Annotated in this window: 12 protein-coding genes; 4 read left to right on the top strand and 8 right to left on the bottom strand. The window is 67.4% G+C overall.

Going from position 1 to position 16,202, the window contains the following annotated elements; genetic code table 11:
• Positions 1-26 precede the first annotated feature (26 nt).
• Together IAE24_RS10195 and IAE24_RS10200 are read right to left on the bottom strand one after the other, a co-directional pair.
• A complete protein-coding gene (locus IAE24_RS10195; RefSeq protein WP_199960750.1) occupies positions 27-1,724 on the bottom strand; it encodes a ShlB/FhaC/HecB family hemolysin secretion/activation protein in 1,698 nt (565 codons plus the stop codon).
• A 5-nt stretch (positions 1,725-1,729) separates the two neighbouring features.
• On the bottom strand, positions 1,730-3,556 hold the full coding sequence (locus tag IAE24_RS10200; protein ID WP_199960751.1) for a filamentous hemagglutinin N-terminal domain-containing protein: 1,827 nt from the start codon (positions 3,554-3,556) through the stop codon (positions 1,730-1,732).
• 688 nt (positions 3,557-4,244) lie between these two features.
• Between IAE24_RS10200 and IAE24_RS10205 the strand changes: the two genes are divergently transcribed.
• Positions 4,245-6,029, top strand: coding sequence for an NAD(P)/FAD-dependent oxidoreductase (locus tag IAE24_RS10205; protein WP_199960752.1), 1,785 nt, complete (start codon positions 4,245-4,247; stop codon positions 6,027-6,029).
• Positions 6,026-6,595, top strand: a complete 570-nt coding sequence (locus IAE24_RS10210; RefSeq protein ID WP_016454772.1) for a VUT family protein — start codon at positions 6,026-6,028, stop codon at positions 6,593-6,595. Before IAE24_RS10205 ends, IAE24_RS10210 begins: the two co-directional genes overlap by 4 nt.
• Positions 6,596-6,761: 166 nt before the next feature.
• Here IAE24_RS10210 and IAE24_RS10215 read toward each other — a convergent pair whose 3' ends face one another.
• Positions 6,762-8,138: an amidohydrolase gene (locus IAE24_RS10215; RefSeq protein WP_198822316.1), complete on the bottom strand. Its 1,377-nt coding sequence runs from the start codon at positions 8,136-8,138 to the stop codon at positions 6,762-6,764.
• Between the two features lie 96 nt (positions 8,139-8,234).
• On the opposite strand from IAE24_RS10215, the gene IAE24_RS10220 reads away from it, so the two are divergent.
• Positions 8,235-9,254: a GlxA family transcriptional regulator gene (locus tag IAE24_RS10220; protein WP_199960753.1), complete on the top strand. Its 1,020-nt coding sequence runs from the start codon at positions 8,235-8,237 to the stop codon at positions 9,252-9,254.
• Positions 9,255-9,780: 526 nt separating this feature from the next.
• A complete protein-coding gene (locus IAE24_RS10225; protein ID WP_034398162.1) occupies positions 9,781-10,050 on the top strand; it encodes a hypothetical protein in 270 nt (89 codons plus the stop codon).
• A gap of 418 nt (positions 10,051-10,468) precedes the next feature.
• Here the strand turns inward: IAE24_RS10225 and IAE24_RS10230 are convergent, their stop codons facing one another.
• The 5 genes from IAE24_RS10230 to IAE24_RS10250 form a co-directional block, all read right to left on the bottom strand.
• Entirely contained in the window at positions 10,469-11,464 is a 996-nt protein-coding gene (locus IAE24_RS10230) for a tripartite tricarboxylate transporter substrate binding protein (protein ID WP_012203338.1), read from the bottom strand.
• A 154-nt stretch (positions 11,465-11,618) separates the two neighbouring features.
• Positions 11,619-12,548 (bottom strand): 2-hydroxyacid dehydrogenase, encoded by a 930-nt coding sequence (locus tag IAE24_RS10235; protein ID WP_199961637.1) that lies wholly within the window; start codon positions 12,546-12,548, stop codon positions 11,619-11,621.
• An 8-nt stretch (positions 12,549-12,556) separates the two neighbouring features.
• On the bottom strand, positions 12,557-13,327 hold the full coding sequence (locus IAE24_RS10240; RefSeq protein ID WP_012203336.1) for a class II aldolase/adducin family protein: 771 nt from the start codon (positions 13,325-13,327) through the stop codon (positions 12,557-12,559).
• A gap of 59 nt (positions 13,328-13,386) precedes the next feature.
• Positions 13,387-14,931, bottom strand: coding sequence for a class I adenylate-forming enzyme family protein (locus IAE24_RS10245; RefSeq protein ID WP_199961636.1), 1,545 nt, complete (start codon positions 14,929-14,931; stop codon positions 13,387-13,389).
• Positions 14,932-15,017: 86 nt separating this feature from the next.
• Positions 15,018-16,004, bottom strand: a complete 987-nt coding sequence (locus tag IAE24_RS10250) for a tripartite tricarboxylate transporter substrate binding protein (protein ID WP_012203334.1) — start codon at positions 16,002-16,004, stop codon at positions 15,018-15,020.
• Between the last annotated feature and the right edge of the window lie 198 nt (positions 16,005-16,202).

The raw sequence follows: 16,202 nt of genomic DNA on the forward strand, positions 1-16,202 counted from the left end.
GGTGCGCCTGTGCGGGCGGTACAGCGCTAGAACTGGTAGGCCAGGCTGGCATTGACACGCCAGCCGGGCTTGGGCATTTCACTGGGTGTGCGCAATGGCTTGCCCGCGATCAGCTCGGCGAAGCCGCCCGCGAAGGCGATGCGCAGCCCGCCTCCCGCGCTGGCCAGGGCATGTGAGCGGCTGTCTGCAACGGTGGACAGCCGCGCCGCATCCACAAACAGGTAAGGCTCGTAGCGGATCTGCCGGCCCAGGATCTGGGGCGGCCGCTGCAACGCCCACTCATTGCGCCAGACCATGCCCTTGTCGCCGCCAACGGCCGATTCGGGAAATCCGCGCACGCTGCCCACGCCTCCGGCGAAGATCTGCTCGGACGAGTACAACGGATGCCGGCTCCATTGGCCCAACGCACGCGAGCGCCAGGTCAGGAGGCTGCCCAACGGTCGCTCCACCGATGCCGACAGCTCCAGCTTGGTGAATCGGTAGCGGGCGGCCTCCCGGGGCAGGTCGGCCGGGTCGCGGTTGGTGTCCAGCCAGGGCATGCCGCGCGAGATGCCCGCATCCACTGTCCACTGGCCCAGTCCCTGTCCGGCCTGAAAGCGCGTGAGGCGGTTGATGCCCAGGCGCAGCACGGCCTGGGTCTGCGGGCTGAGCGAGATGTTGTTGACGGAACGCTCGGACTTGCGGTGCGAGAAGCTCAGGTCCATGGCCGTCTTGCTGTTCTGGTCGCGCTGCAGCAGGCGGCTCAGCGACAGCGTGTAGGTCTTCGATGTGCCGTGGACCAGCGCGGTGTCGCCGATGAGGTTCTGGTACTCCGAGACGGAAGCCATTGCCGACAGCGTGGCATAGCCCAGGGGCATGGAGAAGGTGCCATACAGGGCGTTGGTTTCCGTGCTGGTGGTCAGGCCGGCGCCCAGCGACTCCATCAGGCCCAGCACATTGCCGGCGTCCAGGCCCAGCTGCACACGAAGGCGGCCGGTGGCGGCCGCACCCTGGTTGTCCAGCGAGAAGTTGTAGCGCGCGGCCTGGCCCGCCTGATTGACGAACTCGACGATGGAGCCGCCCGGCTGCGTGCCCGGGCGGATCTGCACCTGCACGTTGTTGCGCCTGAGGCGGTTGAACTGGTCCACCGACTGCTCGATGTCGCGCAGGCGCAGCACATCGCCCTGCTTCATGGCAAGGGCCAGATGCACGCCCAGCGCCTGATCGTCGCCGGGACCGACGGGGGTGCCGTTGAACAGCAATTGCTCGATGCGGCCCGGCACGATGGTGAGGGACAGCACGCCCTCCTGCAGGCTCTGGTTGCCCACGTAGGCACGCGAGGTGGTGTAGCCCGCAGCGATCAGGGCCCGGTTGACCCGCTCCAGCAGCACGTTGATGTGTTCGACCCCGATCGAGCGGCCGACAAAGGGCGCGGTGACCCTGGCAAAGACAGCCTCCGGCAGCAACGCCATGCCATCTTGCCTGATGGTATGAATGGGAAAGGCCGGTCCCTGGGGCTGCAGGCCTTCGGGGAATCGGTCTTCCATGCCTGCGGCTGCGGCAGCGGGTTGCTCGAATTCAATGCTGGCGGGTGCGGAGCGGCGCAGCATTTCCTCGCGCAGTTTTTCCTGCTGTTCGCGGATGATCTGGTCGTTGGGGTCGCGCGCAGACACAGGCTGTGCATGGACGAGCATCGGGCTGAGGGCCAGCGCGCAGATGCCCGCAGCGGAGATCCAGTGGCTCATGCGGTTCACCACCAGAAGATGCCGAGGTGGTCCTCGATGCGCACCGCATCGCGGGAAGGCTTGCGAATCACCTCGATGGCGCCGTCCACGCCTTCGGAGGCTTGCAACACCCCGCCGTCCTGGTATGCGAGCCCCTTGAGAACCAGCCGTCCTTGCTGGACGGTGTAGCTGCCGCCCTGGTCCGTGGCATAGATCCTGGCCCAGGTGTCGCCGAACAGGGCCTTGAGACCCTTGTCGCGCAGGATTACGGTATGCACGGGGCGCCCTCGCGCAATGATCTCGGGAGCCTCCAGGGTCATGCCCTTGCCTGCGTAGACCTGGCCGGCATCGTTGAGGATCTTCCCGCCAGCACGTATATCGACCGATTCGGCGCCCATGATCTGCCCGCCCACCAGCGCCTCGTTGGAGGAGGCTGTGCGCCTGCAGACGAACAGGAAGCAGCTTTGCCGGTATTCGAATCCGCCAATGCTGTGCGCCTTGGTCACGACGCTCTCTTGCGCCTCTATCTTGATGCCGCCCTGATTGGAGAACACATGGCCGCCCAGGTTGGAGAAGTTGCGCGCCGTGACCTTCACATTGCCTTGCGCCACCCAGTAGGCCTGGTTGGCAGGATCGGCCAGCTCGCCCATGTCCACGCTGTAGCCTTTTCTGCGCTTGAAGACGCTGTGCGACTGCCAGTCGCTCTGGCCTGCCCCCGCAATGTGCACGCTTTCATTGCGCACATCCGCAGCACCTCGGATGAACAGATCGCTGTTGGAGACAATGCGCGCGTTGACGGAGTCCAGGCCCCGCCCACTGTCCAGGAACACGGAGCCTTCCTTGCCGAAAATCAGCGCGGTTTTGCCGGCCCCGACGGGCGTCCGGTGCTCTATGTCGCCGCCGGCCTTGAGCACGACGGCATGGGCATCCTCTGCGTCGCCGACGCCCTGCTGGCCGGATATCTCGCCACCCAGGTTGCGGATGGATCCGTCGGCCTGGAGCCGGACGCGGCTGCCCGCCACCAGCAGGCTGCTTTCTTCCCCACGCGAGCTGAGCACGATTTCCTGGGAACGTATGTCCACCTGTCCCTGGGCCTGCACCTTGCCGCCGATCTGTTCCAGCTGTCCCGTGCTGGTCAACCGGAAATCCCCGGCCGAGGCCACCATCTGCCCCTGGTTGCGCACACCGGCGCCCTGGTCGGTCACCAGAATCTCGATACGCCCGGAGGTGACCTTGGAATCCGCATTCAGGTCCACCGCCAATGCGGTGCTGCGCGCCTTCCCGCCCTCGTAGTAGACCCATGGCGTCAAGTTGTCCGTTGGCGACGCCGCCGTATCGAACTGGGCCGTGGATTCCCCGGCCACCATGCGGACCAGGGCGCTTGATGACGAGAACTCGTTGGTGACGGCACCCTGCAGGGCAATGCTCTTGGCAATCATCTCCAGACGGATCAGATTGCCGGTGACCCCCTGCTCGCCAATCACGATCTCGCCTTGCTTCGTATGGACATCCACCAGCCGCTGGACATAGCCCGAAGGCTGCAATTGATCGCGCAGCGTCACGGCGCCCGTGGTCAGGGCAACGCTGCCGAAATTGACGAAGCTGCCTCCATTGACGCGTATGCCGTTCTGATTCGCAAAAATCAGATTGGCGCGGGGGCCATTGACATCGATGGCTCCTGTGATATGCGAGGGCACAGCGGAAAACACCTCGGCCACGATGGTTCGCGCCTTGACTCCCTCATTCAAGAAGGTAAGTCCAGCCTTGCCCACATCGAACTGGCTGAAGCCGTTGTATGAAACACCGTCCGTGACCTGGGCCGGCGTGACCTGCACGCGGCCACCATCACCCATGTTCACCCGCGTGGCGGAATCTGGCAGGGCCGTGACCCTCGATACCACTTCCGACCGGACGGTACCCACCCCTGCCAGCCCGCAGACTATGACTCCCAATGCGCCGCGGAGCGCGGCGCCTCCCATTGTTTTTTTCATATGGCGTAACCAGCCTCAATACCCGCACACCCGGAATTGAGGCCAGCATGTCAATCTGGTTGGACTCCATTGCCCGCATATGGCTCCCCTTGCCGGCAACCCTCTCTTGAAAAAGCCCCAAAAGCTTCCGGCTATGCCCGCAGGAAACTGATGGAGGGAGCAAATGATCAGGGAAATCACCGCTCCAGCCAATACACCTTTTTTGACAATGGGATTTTCCTTCTAGGAATTTTCTGATTCTCATGGGAAGAATCAGGAGTTCGCCTATTGATTGGCATGCTATTGATACCACCGGTAAAGCGCCCGTTGCAGTCATCGGGCACATGCATTCGCATGCCTTGCATTTCCCGCAAGCCTGGGCCAATGCATCGAAGGTTTGCGGCCCGGTTCCAGTCCCTTGGTGTTTCAGGCCCGCCGGCCGCCTGCCCCGCACGCACGCCCGCCTGGCCTTTGCGAACCCGAGCACGCTCCATGGATGTAGCCGCTGCCGCCTGTGCCGGGCGCTGCTTTGCCTTACCATCGCCGGCCCTCTGCTTGATAGGTACAAGCCATGATCCGCGTCTCTGAACTGAAACTGCCCCTGTCGGCGGTGCAATACCACCCCGACAGCCACACCGAATATCTGCCCCTGGAGCCGCTGCGCGCCCTGGCCGCGCGCCAGCTGGGCATTGCCGAGGAGGCCATTGCCTCCGTGCACGTGCACAAGCGCAGCTTCGATGCGCGCAAGGCCGAGCTGCTGGCGGTCTACATCGTCGACCTGACGCTGGCCGACGAGAGCCAGGAAGCCGCACTGCTGGAGCAGTTCGCCAGCCATGCCCATGTGAACCCCACGCCCGACATGCGCTGGCATGCCGTGGGCCAGGCGCCTGCCGACCTGCAGCGCCGGCCCGTGGTGGTGGGCTTCGGGCCCTGCGGCATCTTTGCGGCTCTGGTGCTGGCGCAGATGGGCTTCAGGCCCATCGTGATCGAGCGCGGCCGCTCGGTGCGCGAGCGCACCCAGGACACCTGGGGCCTGTGGCGCAAGCGCGAGCTGGCGCCCGAGTCCAATGTGCAGTTCGGCGAAGGCGGCGCAGGCACCTTCTCCGACGGCAAGCTCTACAGCCAGATCAAGGACCCACGCCACCTGGGCCGCAAGGTGATGCAGGAATTCGTCACCCACGGCGCACCGCCCGAGATCCTCTATGCCGCACACCCGCACATCGGCACCTTCAAGCTGGTGAAGGTGGTCGAGGGCATCCGCGAGGAAATCATCCGCCTGGGCGGCGAGATCCGCTTCGGCCAGCGCGTGTGTGACATGCGCATCGAAGGCGAGGGCGAGGACAGACATCTCACCGCCCTGGAGGTGCTGGACCAGGACAGCGGCGAGCGCCAGTGGCTGGAGACCGACCATGCCGTGATGGCCCTGGGCCACAGCTCGCGCGACACCTTCGCCATGTTCTACGAACGCGGCGTGCACATGGAGGCCAAGCCGTTCTCGGTGGGCTTTCGCATCGAGCATCCGCAGGGCCTGATCGACCGGGCGCGCTGGGGCAGGCATGCCGGCCACCCGCTGCTGGGCGCGGCCGACTACAAGCTGGTGCACCACGCCAGCAACGGGCGCGCGGTCTACAGCTTTTGCATGTGCCCGGGCGGCACCGTGGTGGCGGCCACCAGCGAGCCCGAGCGCGTGGTCACCAACGGCATGAGCCAGTACTCGCGTGCCGAGCGCAATGCCAACGCCGGCATGGTCTGCGCCATCGACCCCTCCGACTATCCGCGCGATGCCAAGAGCTTTGCCTGGGCCTTCGACGGCAAGACCCATGGCGTGGAAAACCTCAAGGACGGCGAGCTGCACCCGCTGTCGGGCATCGTGCTGCAGCGCCAGCTGGAGACCAAAGCCTACCTGCTGGGCGGACGCAACTACAACGCGCCGGGCCAGCTGGTGGGCGACTTCATCGCGGGCAAGGAATCGGCCGCGCTGGGCGAGGTCGAGCCCTCCTACCAGCCAGGCATCACGCTGACCAACCTGCACCACGTGCTGCCGGCCTACGCCATCGAAGCCATGCGCGAGGCCCTGCCCGCCTTCGGCAAGAAGATCCGCGGCTACGACATGCACGACGCCGTGCTCACCGGCGTGGAAACACGCACCTCCTCGCCCGTGAAGATCGAGCGCGGCGCGGACTTCCACAGCCTGAACACGCGCGGCCTGTACCCGGCCGGCGAAGGCGCCAGCTACGCGGGCGGCATCCTGTCGGCGGGCGTGGACGGCGTCAAGGTGGGCGAGGCCGTGGCCTGCGCCATCCTCGGGCTGCCCCTGCCCTCGTCGGGTGCACGCGGCTCCGGTGGCGCAGCATGACACCGCGCCCGCCCCGTTTCGCCGCCCCCTCGCGCACCCAGCTGCTGGCCGCCATTGCGGCCATGGGCGTGGTGGTGCTGTCGTCCAACATCCTGGTGCAGTACGCCATCAACGACTGGCTGACCTGGGGCGCCATCACCTATCCGTTCGCCTTCCTGGTGAGCGAGCTGGTCAACCGCAGCTTCGGCCCGCAGCAGGCCCGGCGCGTGGCCTGGGTGGGCTTTGCCGTGGCCGTTGCCGCCTCGCTGGTGCTGGCGCCGCCGCGCATCGCGCTGGCCTCGGGCGCGGCCTTCATTGCCTCGCAGTGGCTGGACATCGGCGTGTTCCACCGCCTGCGTGCGGGCCGCTGGTGGCGTGCCCCCCTGGTGGCCACGCTGCTGGCCGCCTGCCTGGACACCTTCCTGTTCTGGAGCATCGCCTTCGCAGGCGCTGCCGAGCCCTGGGTGACCTGGGCCCTGGGCGACCTGGGCGTGAAGCTGGTGCTGGGCGTGGCGCTGCTGCTGCCCTTCCGGCTCGCCATCGCCCGGTGGTGGAAAGGCCCATCGGCAATCGCCAGCGCCAAATAAAGCCGACGCGGTTCGCACGGACTCGATCTCAAGCCAGGGGCACCGAGCAAGGGCCTACGCCGGCCACGCCGGCCCGCAGCGAGGGTGCCGTCCCCCTCCCGCGCGGCGAGAGAGGGGGCGCCGTGCAACGGGAAGCGGCGTCCGCCGCTCAGGGGGAGTCCAATCACTATGGGTTGCGCTGCAGGTAGTCCACGGCCAGCGCGGCCAGTGAGCGCGCACCCGTGGGCAGTTGCTTCTCGTCGATGTCGAACAGCGGCGAGTGGTTGGACGGCGCCTTCGCGAAATCCTGGCCGGCCGGCGGTGCGCCCAGGAAGTAGAAAAAGCCCGGAACCACCTTCTGGAATTCCGAGAAGTCCTCGGAGCCGCTGACCTTGGGAATCACCATGGCCTTGCCGCCCATGGCCAGCTTGAGCGCGGGCAGCGAGGCCTCGGTCAGCGCGGCGGGGTTGGTGGTCACCGGATAGGCCACCGGGCCGAAACGCACCTTGGCCTTGGCGCCGCTGGAGGCCGCGATCTGCTCGGCCGTGGCGGTGATGCGCTTGTGTGCCTCCTGGCGCATGTCCTCGTCGAAGGTGCGCAGCGTGCCCTGCATCTCCACGTTGTCCGGGATGATGTTGTAGCGCGTGCCGCCCTGGATGGAGCCAATCGTCAGCACGGCAGGCTCCAGGCTGATGTTGAGCTGGCGGCTGACCACGGTCTGCAGGCCCAGCACCACCTGGCTGGCCGCGACGATGGGATCGACCGCATTCCACGGCGACGAGCCATGGCCGCCCCGGCCCTCGACCTGGATGCTCAGGCTGTCCGAGCCCGCCATCAGCGGCCCGCTGCGATAGCCCACCATGCCCGAGGGCAGGTTGGCCGTGATGTGCAGGCCGTAGATGGCCTGCACGTCCTTGAGCACGCCGGCCTCCACCATGGCCTTGGCACCAAAGCTGGGCACATGGCCGTGGGCATCGGCCTCCACCGGGGCGCCTTCCTCGGCGGGCTGGAAGATGAACTTCACCGTGCCGGGCAGCTTCGCGCGCATGCCGGCCAGCGCCTCGGCCGCGCCCATGAGCATGGCCACGTGGGCATCGTGCCCGCAGGCATGCATGACCGAAACCTCCTTGCCCATGTATTGGGCCTTGGCCTTGGAGGCAAAGGGCAGGCCGGTCTTCTCGGCCACGGGCAGCGCATCCATGTCGGCACGCAGCGCCACGGTCTTGCCCGGCTGGCCGCCACGCAGCACGCCCACCACGCCCGTGCCGCCCACGCCGGTCTGCACCTCCATGCCCAGGCGGCGCAGGTGATCGGCCACCAGTTTGGCCGTGCGTTCTTCCTGGCCCGACAGTTCAGGGTGCTGGTGGATGTCTCGGCGCCACTCCACCATCTTGGGCGCCAGCGGCTGGATGGCGGTATCCAGGGCCGCCAGGCCCTGTGCATCGAGCCCCTGGGCGCTGGCCGCCAGTGGCAGGCCGCAGGCCAGCAGCCCGGCCAGGGCGATGGAGCGCAGGCCTGTGCGCGGGAAGGAGGAAGGCTTTGTCTCGGCGCTGGTGTGGAGCATCTTCGTGGTCCTGGAAAGTGGCACAAGCAGCCATGCTAAAAGTGAAGCACGTATGACGGGCACGTCAAAATCGCCATTCGAGGAGCCAGAACCGCCATGCCCCGAGCCTTCATCATCGAGCTGCCCTGCCTGGAGCACAGCGCCATCGGCCATGCCGCGCACCTGGTCGAAATGCTGCGCAGCGCCAACCTGGTCGCCAGCCTGCGCCTGGGCCGGCGTGCACCACGCTTTGGCTGGCGCTGGGTCGATGGCCAGGGCCGGCCCCTGCCCGCCATGCCGCATGCGACCGAAGGCGCGGCAGCCGAGGGGCCCGCGCAGGCCGTCTTCGTGAGCGCGCTGCACTGCCCTGACATTCCCTCCATCCGCGACATCGTCGCCGCGCATCCGGCCCTGGTGCGCCGCATCACCACGGCCTTCGACCAGGGCCTGGCCGTCTGCACGCTGGGCAGCGCCGCCTGGTTTGCGGCAGCGGGCGGCCGCTGCCAGGGCCGGCGTGTGGCCCTGCCCTGGTATTTCATGGGTGGCTTCGGCCTGGACTTCCCGGGCATCGAACTGGCCGAGGGCCAGCCCTTCGTGGACGACAGGCCCTGGCTCAGCGCTTCCCACCCCGAGGCCCTGGCACCCATGGCCGTCGCGCTCACACGCCATGCCTTCGGCGACGACCTGGCCGCAGCGCTGGCCGCCGTGCTGCAGCCCGATGCCCAGCGCGAACGCGCCACCCGCGCCGCCCTGCAGGATCGCCGCATTCCCGCCACACGCAACAGCGTGCTGGCCCACGCCATCGCCTGGCTGGAGGCGCGCGTGGAGCAGCCCTATGACCTGCAGGCCCTCGCGGACGCGGCATCCACCAGCCCGCGCACCCTGCTGCGCCACTTCCAGCAGGAACTGGGCCACAGCCCGCTGGACCACCTGCACCGCCTGCGCTGCGCGCGGGCCCGGGTGCTGCTGGAGATCACGCTGGAGAGCGTGCCGTCCGTGGCGCTGGCCTGCGGGTATGGGGATGCCTCGGCGTTTCGGCGGGTGTTTTTGCGGTATGTGGGAATGGCGCCTGCGGCCTATCGGGAAAGGCATGCGTTGAGGGCGCCCAGGAGGCGGTGGAGGGTGGGGGCTGCTTGATTGTTTTTGCCCCTGCCGGGGGGTTCTTTGCGAGGCCGGGTCTCGGCCCGGCAGCCGACTGCCCTTTCTTGATTCGCCAAGAAAGGTCAGATCAAAGAAGGCGACCCGAATGTCCGCGCCCCTCCGCTTCGCTGCGGGCAACCTGCGTCGTGGCCGTCGCTGCGCTCGGCCTGGGACTTTGGCCTCGCTTTCATTCAAAGCATCTATCATTCCGAGTGGCCCCCAGTACAGGGGCTGGTGCGTAAGAACACCTTTTCTCAAAGCGGTGCGGCCTCCCCGTTAACGAGGCCTTGTCACGTCTGCATTGCCGGATCGTGGGTGTACGCCCACGTCCCTACGGTTATGGACGGGATGGGGCTACCCGCAAGGGCGTCCGCACGGCTTTGAGCGTGTTCTTAACATCCCGTCCACCTGTCTGCGCGTAAGAACGCGGATTGGTGGTCTCAAGTCTCTCAAAGGAGCACGGAACCATGCATACAGCGCCAATGATTCAGAGCGCCCTCACATTCACATGGAGGGCCATGCCATGAAGCAGGAAGTCCGACCCAGCAGCGCCAGAACCACGCAACTGACCATGGCCGTCGCCGAGATGAACGGCATGGTTCAATCAGGCTGCAACGAGGTCTCTGCACTATCCCAGCTCGCGCAGTCATGGCTGCAGACGCCAGAAGGCCTGCGCGATCCGGATGTGGTGATCAGCGCCTTGCGCACCATCCAGCACAGCGCCGAACGGCTGGCCACCTCCATGGACGACGAAATCCACGTCCTGCGCAACACCGCCAGGCCCGAACCCTGACGCCGCACCAAACTCCATGAAAACAGCCGAGCGCACCAATGCGCATCGGCTGTTTGTATTTTTGGCTGTTGGCTGTTGGCTGTTGGCTGTCCTTCAGCCTCCCCCCTTCTGCCCACGCCTGCGTTGGGCGGGATGCGGGGTGGCAAGCCTGCCGAAGGACAGGCTTGCTTCGTTGTCTAGCTCGCCGTGATGTTTGAGTGAAGCGCGCAGCGCGCAACGAGTTTCACGGCGCACCCCGCATCCCGCCCAACGCAGGTCGCCCGCAGCGAAGCGAAGGGTCGTGGGCAGTTCGGGGCGCGCTTCTTTGCCTACTTTCTTATCGCGCGATAAGAAAGTAGGTCGGCCGCCGGGCCGAAACCCGGCCTCGAAAAACAACCACCCGGCAGGGTCAAAAAACAGACCCGAGAACAAGAAAGACTCAGTCCACCGTCACCTTCGCCTCCCGAATCACCCTCCCCCACTTCTCCGTCTCTGCAGCAATGAACCGATCGCACTCCTCAGGCGTGGACCCCTCCGCAAACGTCCCCATCACCTGCTCCAGCCGCTGCGACACCTCGGCACTGCGGATGATGCGCGACACCTCGGCGGACATGCGCTGCACGATCTCGCGCGGCACGCCGGCCGGCGCGATCATGGCCGCCCAGGTGCTGCCCAGCAGGCCGTCGTAGCCCTGCTCCACGAAGGTGGGCACGTCGGGCAGCGCGGCCAGGCGCTTGTCGCTGGCCACGCCGATGAGGCGGATGCGGCCGGCCTTGGCGGGCTGGATGAGGTTGGGCGGCGGGTCCAGGAACAGCGGGATCTGGCCGCCCATGAGGTCGGCCAGCGCAGGCGCAGCGCCCTTGTAGGGCACGTGGACCATGTCCGTCCTGGTGAGCAGCTTCATCAGCTCGGTGGTCAGGTGGGCGCTGGAGCCGCTGCCCGAGGAGCCGAAGCCCACCTTGCCGGGATTGGCCTTGGCATAGGCGATCAGCTCGGGCGTGGTCTTGAAGGGCGCGTTCATGGCCACGGCAGCGACCAGGGGCGAGACGCCCATGAGCGAGACGCCGACCAGGTCCTTCTTCGGGTTGTAGGGCAGCTTGGGATAGAGCGTGGTGTTGGCCGCATAGGCCGCGATGACCACGCCGAAGGTGTGCCCGTCCGGCGCGGCCTTGGCGATCTGGTCCACGCCGATGATGCTGTTGGCGCCAGGTTTGTTCTCCACGATGACGGGCTGGCCCAGGGCCTTTTGCAGGCCGACCTGCAGCAGGCGCGCCATCTGGTCGGTGAAGCCGCCTGCCGTGTAGGGAACGATGATGCGGATGGGCTTGGAGGGCCAGGGGCTCTGGGCCCAGGCCGAGGGGGCCAGCACGGTGGTGGCTGCTGCAGCGGCGGCAGCGGTCGATTGCAAAAAGCCGCGGCGGGAAGTCGAAGGCATGGTGTCTCTGGATTCTTCTCAGTTGAAAAATGGCCCCCACGCTACCCTTGCTGCGCAAGGTCCGCTGCCCCCAAGGGGGCCGCTTTTCATCTTGGGGCGGCCCGGCGATGAAAAAACGCCACGCAACAGCGCAGCGTCGGATGGAAAAAAGGGCTCAGTACCCCCGCGCCACATCCACAAGGTTGAGCAGCGGCTCGCCCGCGCGCAGGCGGCGCAGGTTCTCCAGGCACTGGCGCGCCACGGTGTCGGCCGAGGCCTGGGCCGCGATGTGCGGCGTGACAAAGGCCTTGGGATGGGCCCAGACCTTGTTGCCGGGCTGGGGCGGCTCGTCGCGCAGCACGTCCAGCGCGACGCCGGCCAGGTGGTCTTCGTCGAGCAGGGCCAGCAGGTCGTCTTCCACCACCTGCTCGCCGCGCCCCACGTTGATGAAGTAGGCGCCACGCGGCAGCAGGGACAGGGTGCGGCGGTCCAGCAGGTCGCGCGTCTCGGGCGTGAGCGGCAAGGCGCAGACCAGGATATCGCTGGTGGACAGCAGTTGCTTCAGACCTTCGGCACCGCTGTGCGTGGCCAGGCCTGCAATGCTCTTGGCGCTGCGGCTCCAGCCTGCGACGGGGTAGCCGATGGCCTGCATGGCGCCGGCCACGAAGCGGCCGACCTCGCCCAGGCCCAGGATGCCCACGCGGCAGTCTGCGCTGGCGCGCACGGGGCGGCGCAGCCAGTCGCCGGCCTGCTGCTGGCGCGCGAACAGGTCCAGCTCGCGCGTGTGGCGCAGCGCGGTGCCGACCACGTACTGGGCGATCTCCACATGCTGCTGCGGATCGACGGTGCGCGCCACGGGCAGGCCGGCCGGCAGGTCGGGCACGGCCAGCAGCTTGTCCACGCCCGCGCTGGGCGCGCACAGCAGCTTCAGGCCCGGATAGGCAGGCAGCACGCCCGGCTTGAGGCTCCAGGCGAGCATGGCCTCCACCGCGTCGGCCGGCGCCTCTTCGCGGTGGCCCCAGACCTGCACGCCGGGCGCCAGCGCGCGCAGCGAGTCGACGATGGGCGCGCCCATGCTCGGGTGGATATTGACCAGAATTCCCATGGTTTCCTTCAGTCCTTGTAAGAAGGGTCTATGCGGTCCAGGCGGCGCAGCAGGCCGGGCCAGGCTAGGCCTGCGCCCTTGCCCTTGGTGACCTGGCGCGACTGGTTGACCGCGTCGGCAATGATGTCCTGCGGGATGCGCGTGAGCTCGCCGCCGCCCGACTGCGCCAGGATCTGGATGCGGCAGGCCGACTCCAGCGTGTACATGGCCAGCACGGCCTCGGCCACGTTGCGGCCGCAGGTCAGCAGGCCGTGGTTGCGCAGGATGAGGAAGTTGCTGGCGCCCAGGTCATCGACCAGGCGCGGCTTCTCGTCGTCGCGCAGGGCCACGCCTTCGTAGTCGTGGTAGGCCAGGCGCGCCAGCGGGAAGATGGACTGCTGCGAGATGGGCAGCAGCCCTTCCTTCTGCGCCGAGACGGCCACGCCATAGCGCGTGTGCGTGTGCAGCACGCACTGCACCTCGGGGCGGCCGTCGTGGATGGCGCTGTGGATGACGAAGCCGGCCGGGTTGACGTCGTACTCGGTCTCCATCAGCGGCCGGCCCTCGTGGTCCACCTTGACCAGGCTGGAGGCCGTGATCTCGTCGAACAGCATGCCGTAGGGGTTGATCAGGAACTGGTCGGGCTGGCCCGGCACGCGCGCCGAGATGTGGGTGAAGATCAGGTCGTCCCAGCCGAAGTGGGCGACCAGCCGGTAGGCGGCGGCCAGCTCGATGCGGGTCTGCCATTCCTCGGCCGTCACCTGGCGGCGGACCTCGGACATCGTGGTGTCGTTGCTCATGGGGTGTACCTCTTGGTGGACATCGTGGTGGACATCGTTTGGAGAAAGCATCCGCCGGTTCAGCGCCCCGTCGCGTACTGGTCGCGCAGCTCGCGCTTGAGCACCTTGCCGATGGCGCTGCGCGGCAGCTCGGCAATGAAGCGCAGGTCCGCCAGGCGCTGGGTCTTGCCGGCCCGCTGGTTGTACCAGCCCATGATGTCCTCGGGCAGGGCCGGCTGCCCCGCGCGCGACACCACGTAGGCCACGGGCGTCTCGCCCCATTGCTCGGACGGCACGCCGACCACGGCCACGTCGTCCACGGCCGGGTGGGCGCGCAGCTGGGTTTCCAGGTCGCTGGGGTAGATGTTGAAGCCGCCGCTGATGATCATGTCCTTGCGGCGGTCGAACAGGGTGAGGAATCCATCGGCATCGAAGCGGCCCACGTCGCCCGTGCGGATGAAGCGCTTGCCCGTGGGGTCGAACCATTCGGCCTCGCGCGTCTTGGCGGGCTGGCCGTGGTAGCCGGTCATCATGCTGGCCGAATGGCCCACGACCTCGCCATCCTCGCCGGGGGCGACCTCGTGGCCGTCCTCGTCGATGAGGCGGATGTCATGGCCCTCGGCGGGCTTGCCCACGGTGTGCAGCTTGTCCGGGTGCAGATGGGCTTCGAGGATGCAGGTGCCGCCGCCTTCGGTCATGCCGTAGAACTCAGTCAGGCTGCCGGGCCAGCGCGCCACCACGTCGGCCTTGAGCTCGGCCCGGAACGGCGCGCTGGTGCAGAACTTGGCGCGGAAGCTGGACAGGTCATGCTCGCCGAACTGCGGCAGCGCCATGATGCGCTGGTACTGCACGGGCACCAGCATGGTGTGGGTGACGCGGTGCTGCTGGGCCAGCTGCAGGTAGCGGGCCGCATCGAATTTAGGCATCAGTACCACGCAGCCGCCGCTGCCCAGCGTGGGGAAGAACACCACCAGCGTGGTGTTGGAGTACAGCGGCGTGGCCAGCAGCGTCGTGCCCTCGGGGCCGTAGCCGTAGACGCTGCCCCGGTTGATGTGGGCCCAGCGCATGCCGTGCGACTGCACGATGCCCTTGGGAGTGCCCGTGGTGCCCGAGGAATAGATGATGTTGAATGGCGCGGCCGGCTCCACGCTCACGGGCGCGGGCTGCGCGCCTTCGGGCGCCAGCCAGTCGTCAAAGGCCCGGCCGGGCGCGGCACCGTCCAGCGAGATGCATTGCAGGGCGCCGTCGGCAGGCACCAGGTCCTGGGCCGCCTTGTCGAGGAACAGGTGGCGCGCCTGGGCGTCGCGCAGCATGGAGGCCAGGCTGTCGGCCGTGGAGGAAGGCGCCAGCGGCGCAACCACCACGCCCGCGCGCAAGGCGCCCAGGAACAGCGCGGCATAGCGCACCGAGTTCAACGCGCAGATGGCAATCGCCTGGCCAGGCTGCACGCCGTCGCGCTGCAGCGCGGCGGCCACGCGGTCCATGAGGGCGTCAAGCTGCGCGTAGCTCAGCGTCTGCTGGTCGTCGCGCAGCGCGGCATGGGCCGGCTGCTGGCGCGCGTGGCTGCGGATCAGTTCGGCCAGCGTGGTGAAGGGCGCATCGGGCGAAGGCAGGGAGACAGTCATGAGGGACTCCGTTTCACGAATTCACGAATCTCAAGCGGACTGCGCCCGCCAGCCCCCTGGCCCTGCGGGCGCATTGGAGGACAGGCCTACTTGGCGGCCAGGCCCAGGCGGTCGATCAGGACCTTGTCCTTGGCATAGGCCTCGCGCACCCACTGCGCATAGTCGGCGCCGGAGCGGTACCAGGCGTCCTGGTTCAGCTGCTTGAGCACCTCGATGTGGCGCGGGTCATCCATGGCTTTCTTGAAGGCGTCGTGCAGCTTGCGCACCACGGCCGGGTCCATGCCCTTGGGGCCGGCCAGTCCGTAGGGCGAGGTGGAGACCACGCCATAGCCCAGCTCCTTGGCCGTGGGCACGTCGGGCCAGCGCTGGGTGCGCTTTTCGCCGAAGGTCATGAGCAGGCGCATCTGGCCGCCATCCACATAGGTGTCCCAGCCCGAGGCATCGCTTTGCGCGGCCACGTGGCCGCCCAGCAGGGCCTGCTGCAGGTCGGCGTTGCCCTTGAAGGGCACGTGGTTGAGGGTGACCTTGGCGTTCTCGGCCAGCTCCTCCATCAGCAGGTGGGGCGAGGAGCCTATGCCGGTGGAGCCGTACTCGATCTTGCCGGGGCTCTTGCGCGCGGCGGCAATGTATTCGTTGAAGCTCTTGTAGGGCGAGTCCGAGCGCACCGTGAAGCCGAAGGTGTAGCCCGAGACGCCGATGATGTAGGTGAAGTCCGTGACCGGATTCCAGGCCGTCTTCTGCATGTGCGCCATGCGCAGCATGGACATGGGGAACTGGGTGATGGTGTAGCCATCGGGCTTGGCCGTGCGGGACATGTTGCCCGGGCCCAGCGTGCCGCCCGCGCCGGGCTTGTTCTCCACGATGATGGTCTGGCCCAGCTGCTTGCCCGCGATGTCGGCCAGGGTGCGCATGTGGCGGTCGGTGGAGCCGCCTGCGGGGAAGGGCACGATCAGCGTGATCGGGCGCGTGGGAAAGTCGCTGGCCTGGGCCCATGCCGGTGCGCTGGCGCCCGTGGTGGCCACAAAGACAACAGCCGCAAGCGCAAGGCTGCGGCGGCCAATGGAAATCTGCATATCTGTCTCCTGCATCTCTGAACCAGGTGGGGCCGGGGCACATGCCTTGTGTGCCGCTCTGGCCAGGGCCCGGATGCTTCACCCGGGCCCGTTGGCACCGCCTCCCGGTGCGGTGCCTTGCGTTCTTACAGCGACTGCACCAGCTCGGGCACGGCCTGGAACAGGTCGGCCTCCAGGCCGTAGTCGGCCACCGAGAAG

Source organism: Delftia sp. S65, assembly GCF_016516495.1.
GTDB lineage: Bacteria > Pseudomonadota > Gammaproteobacteria > Burkholderiales > Burkholderiaceae_C > Comamonas > Comamonas acidovorans.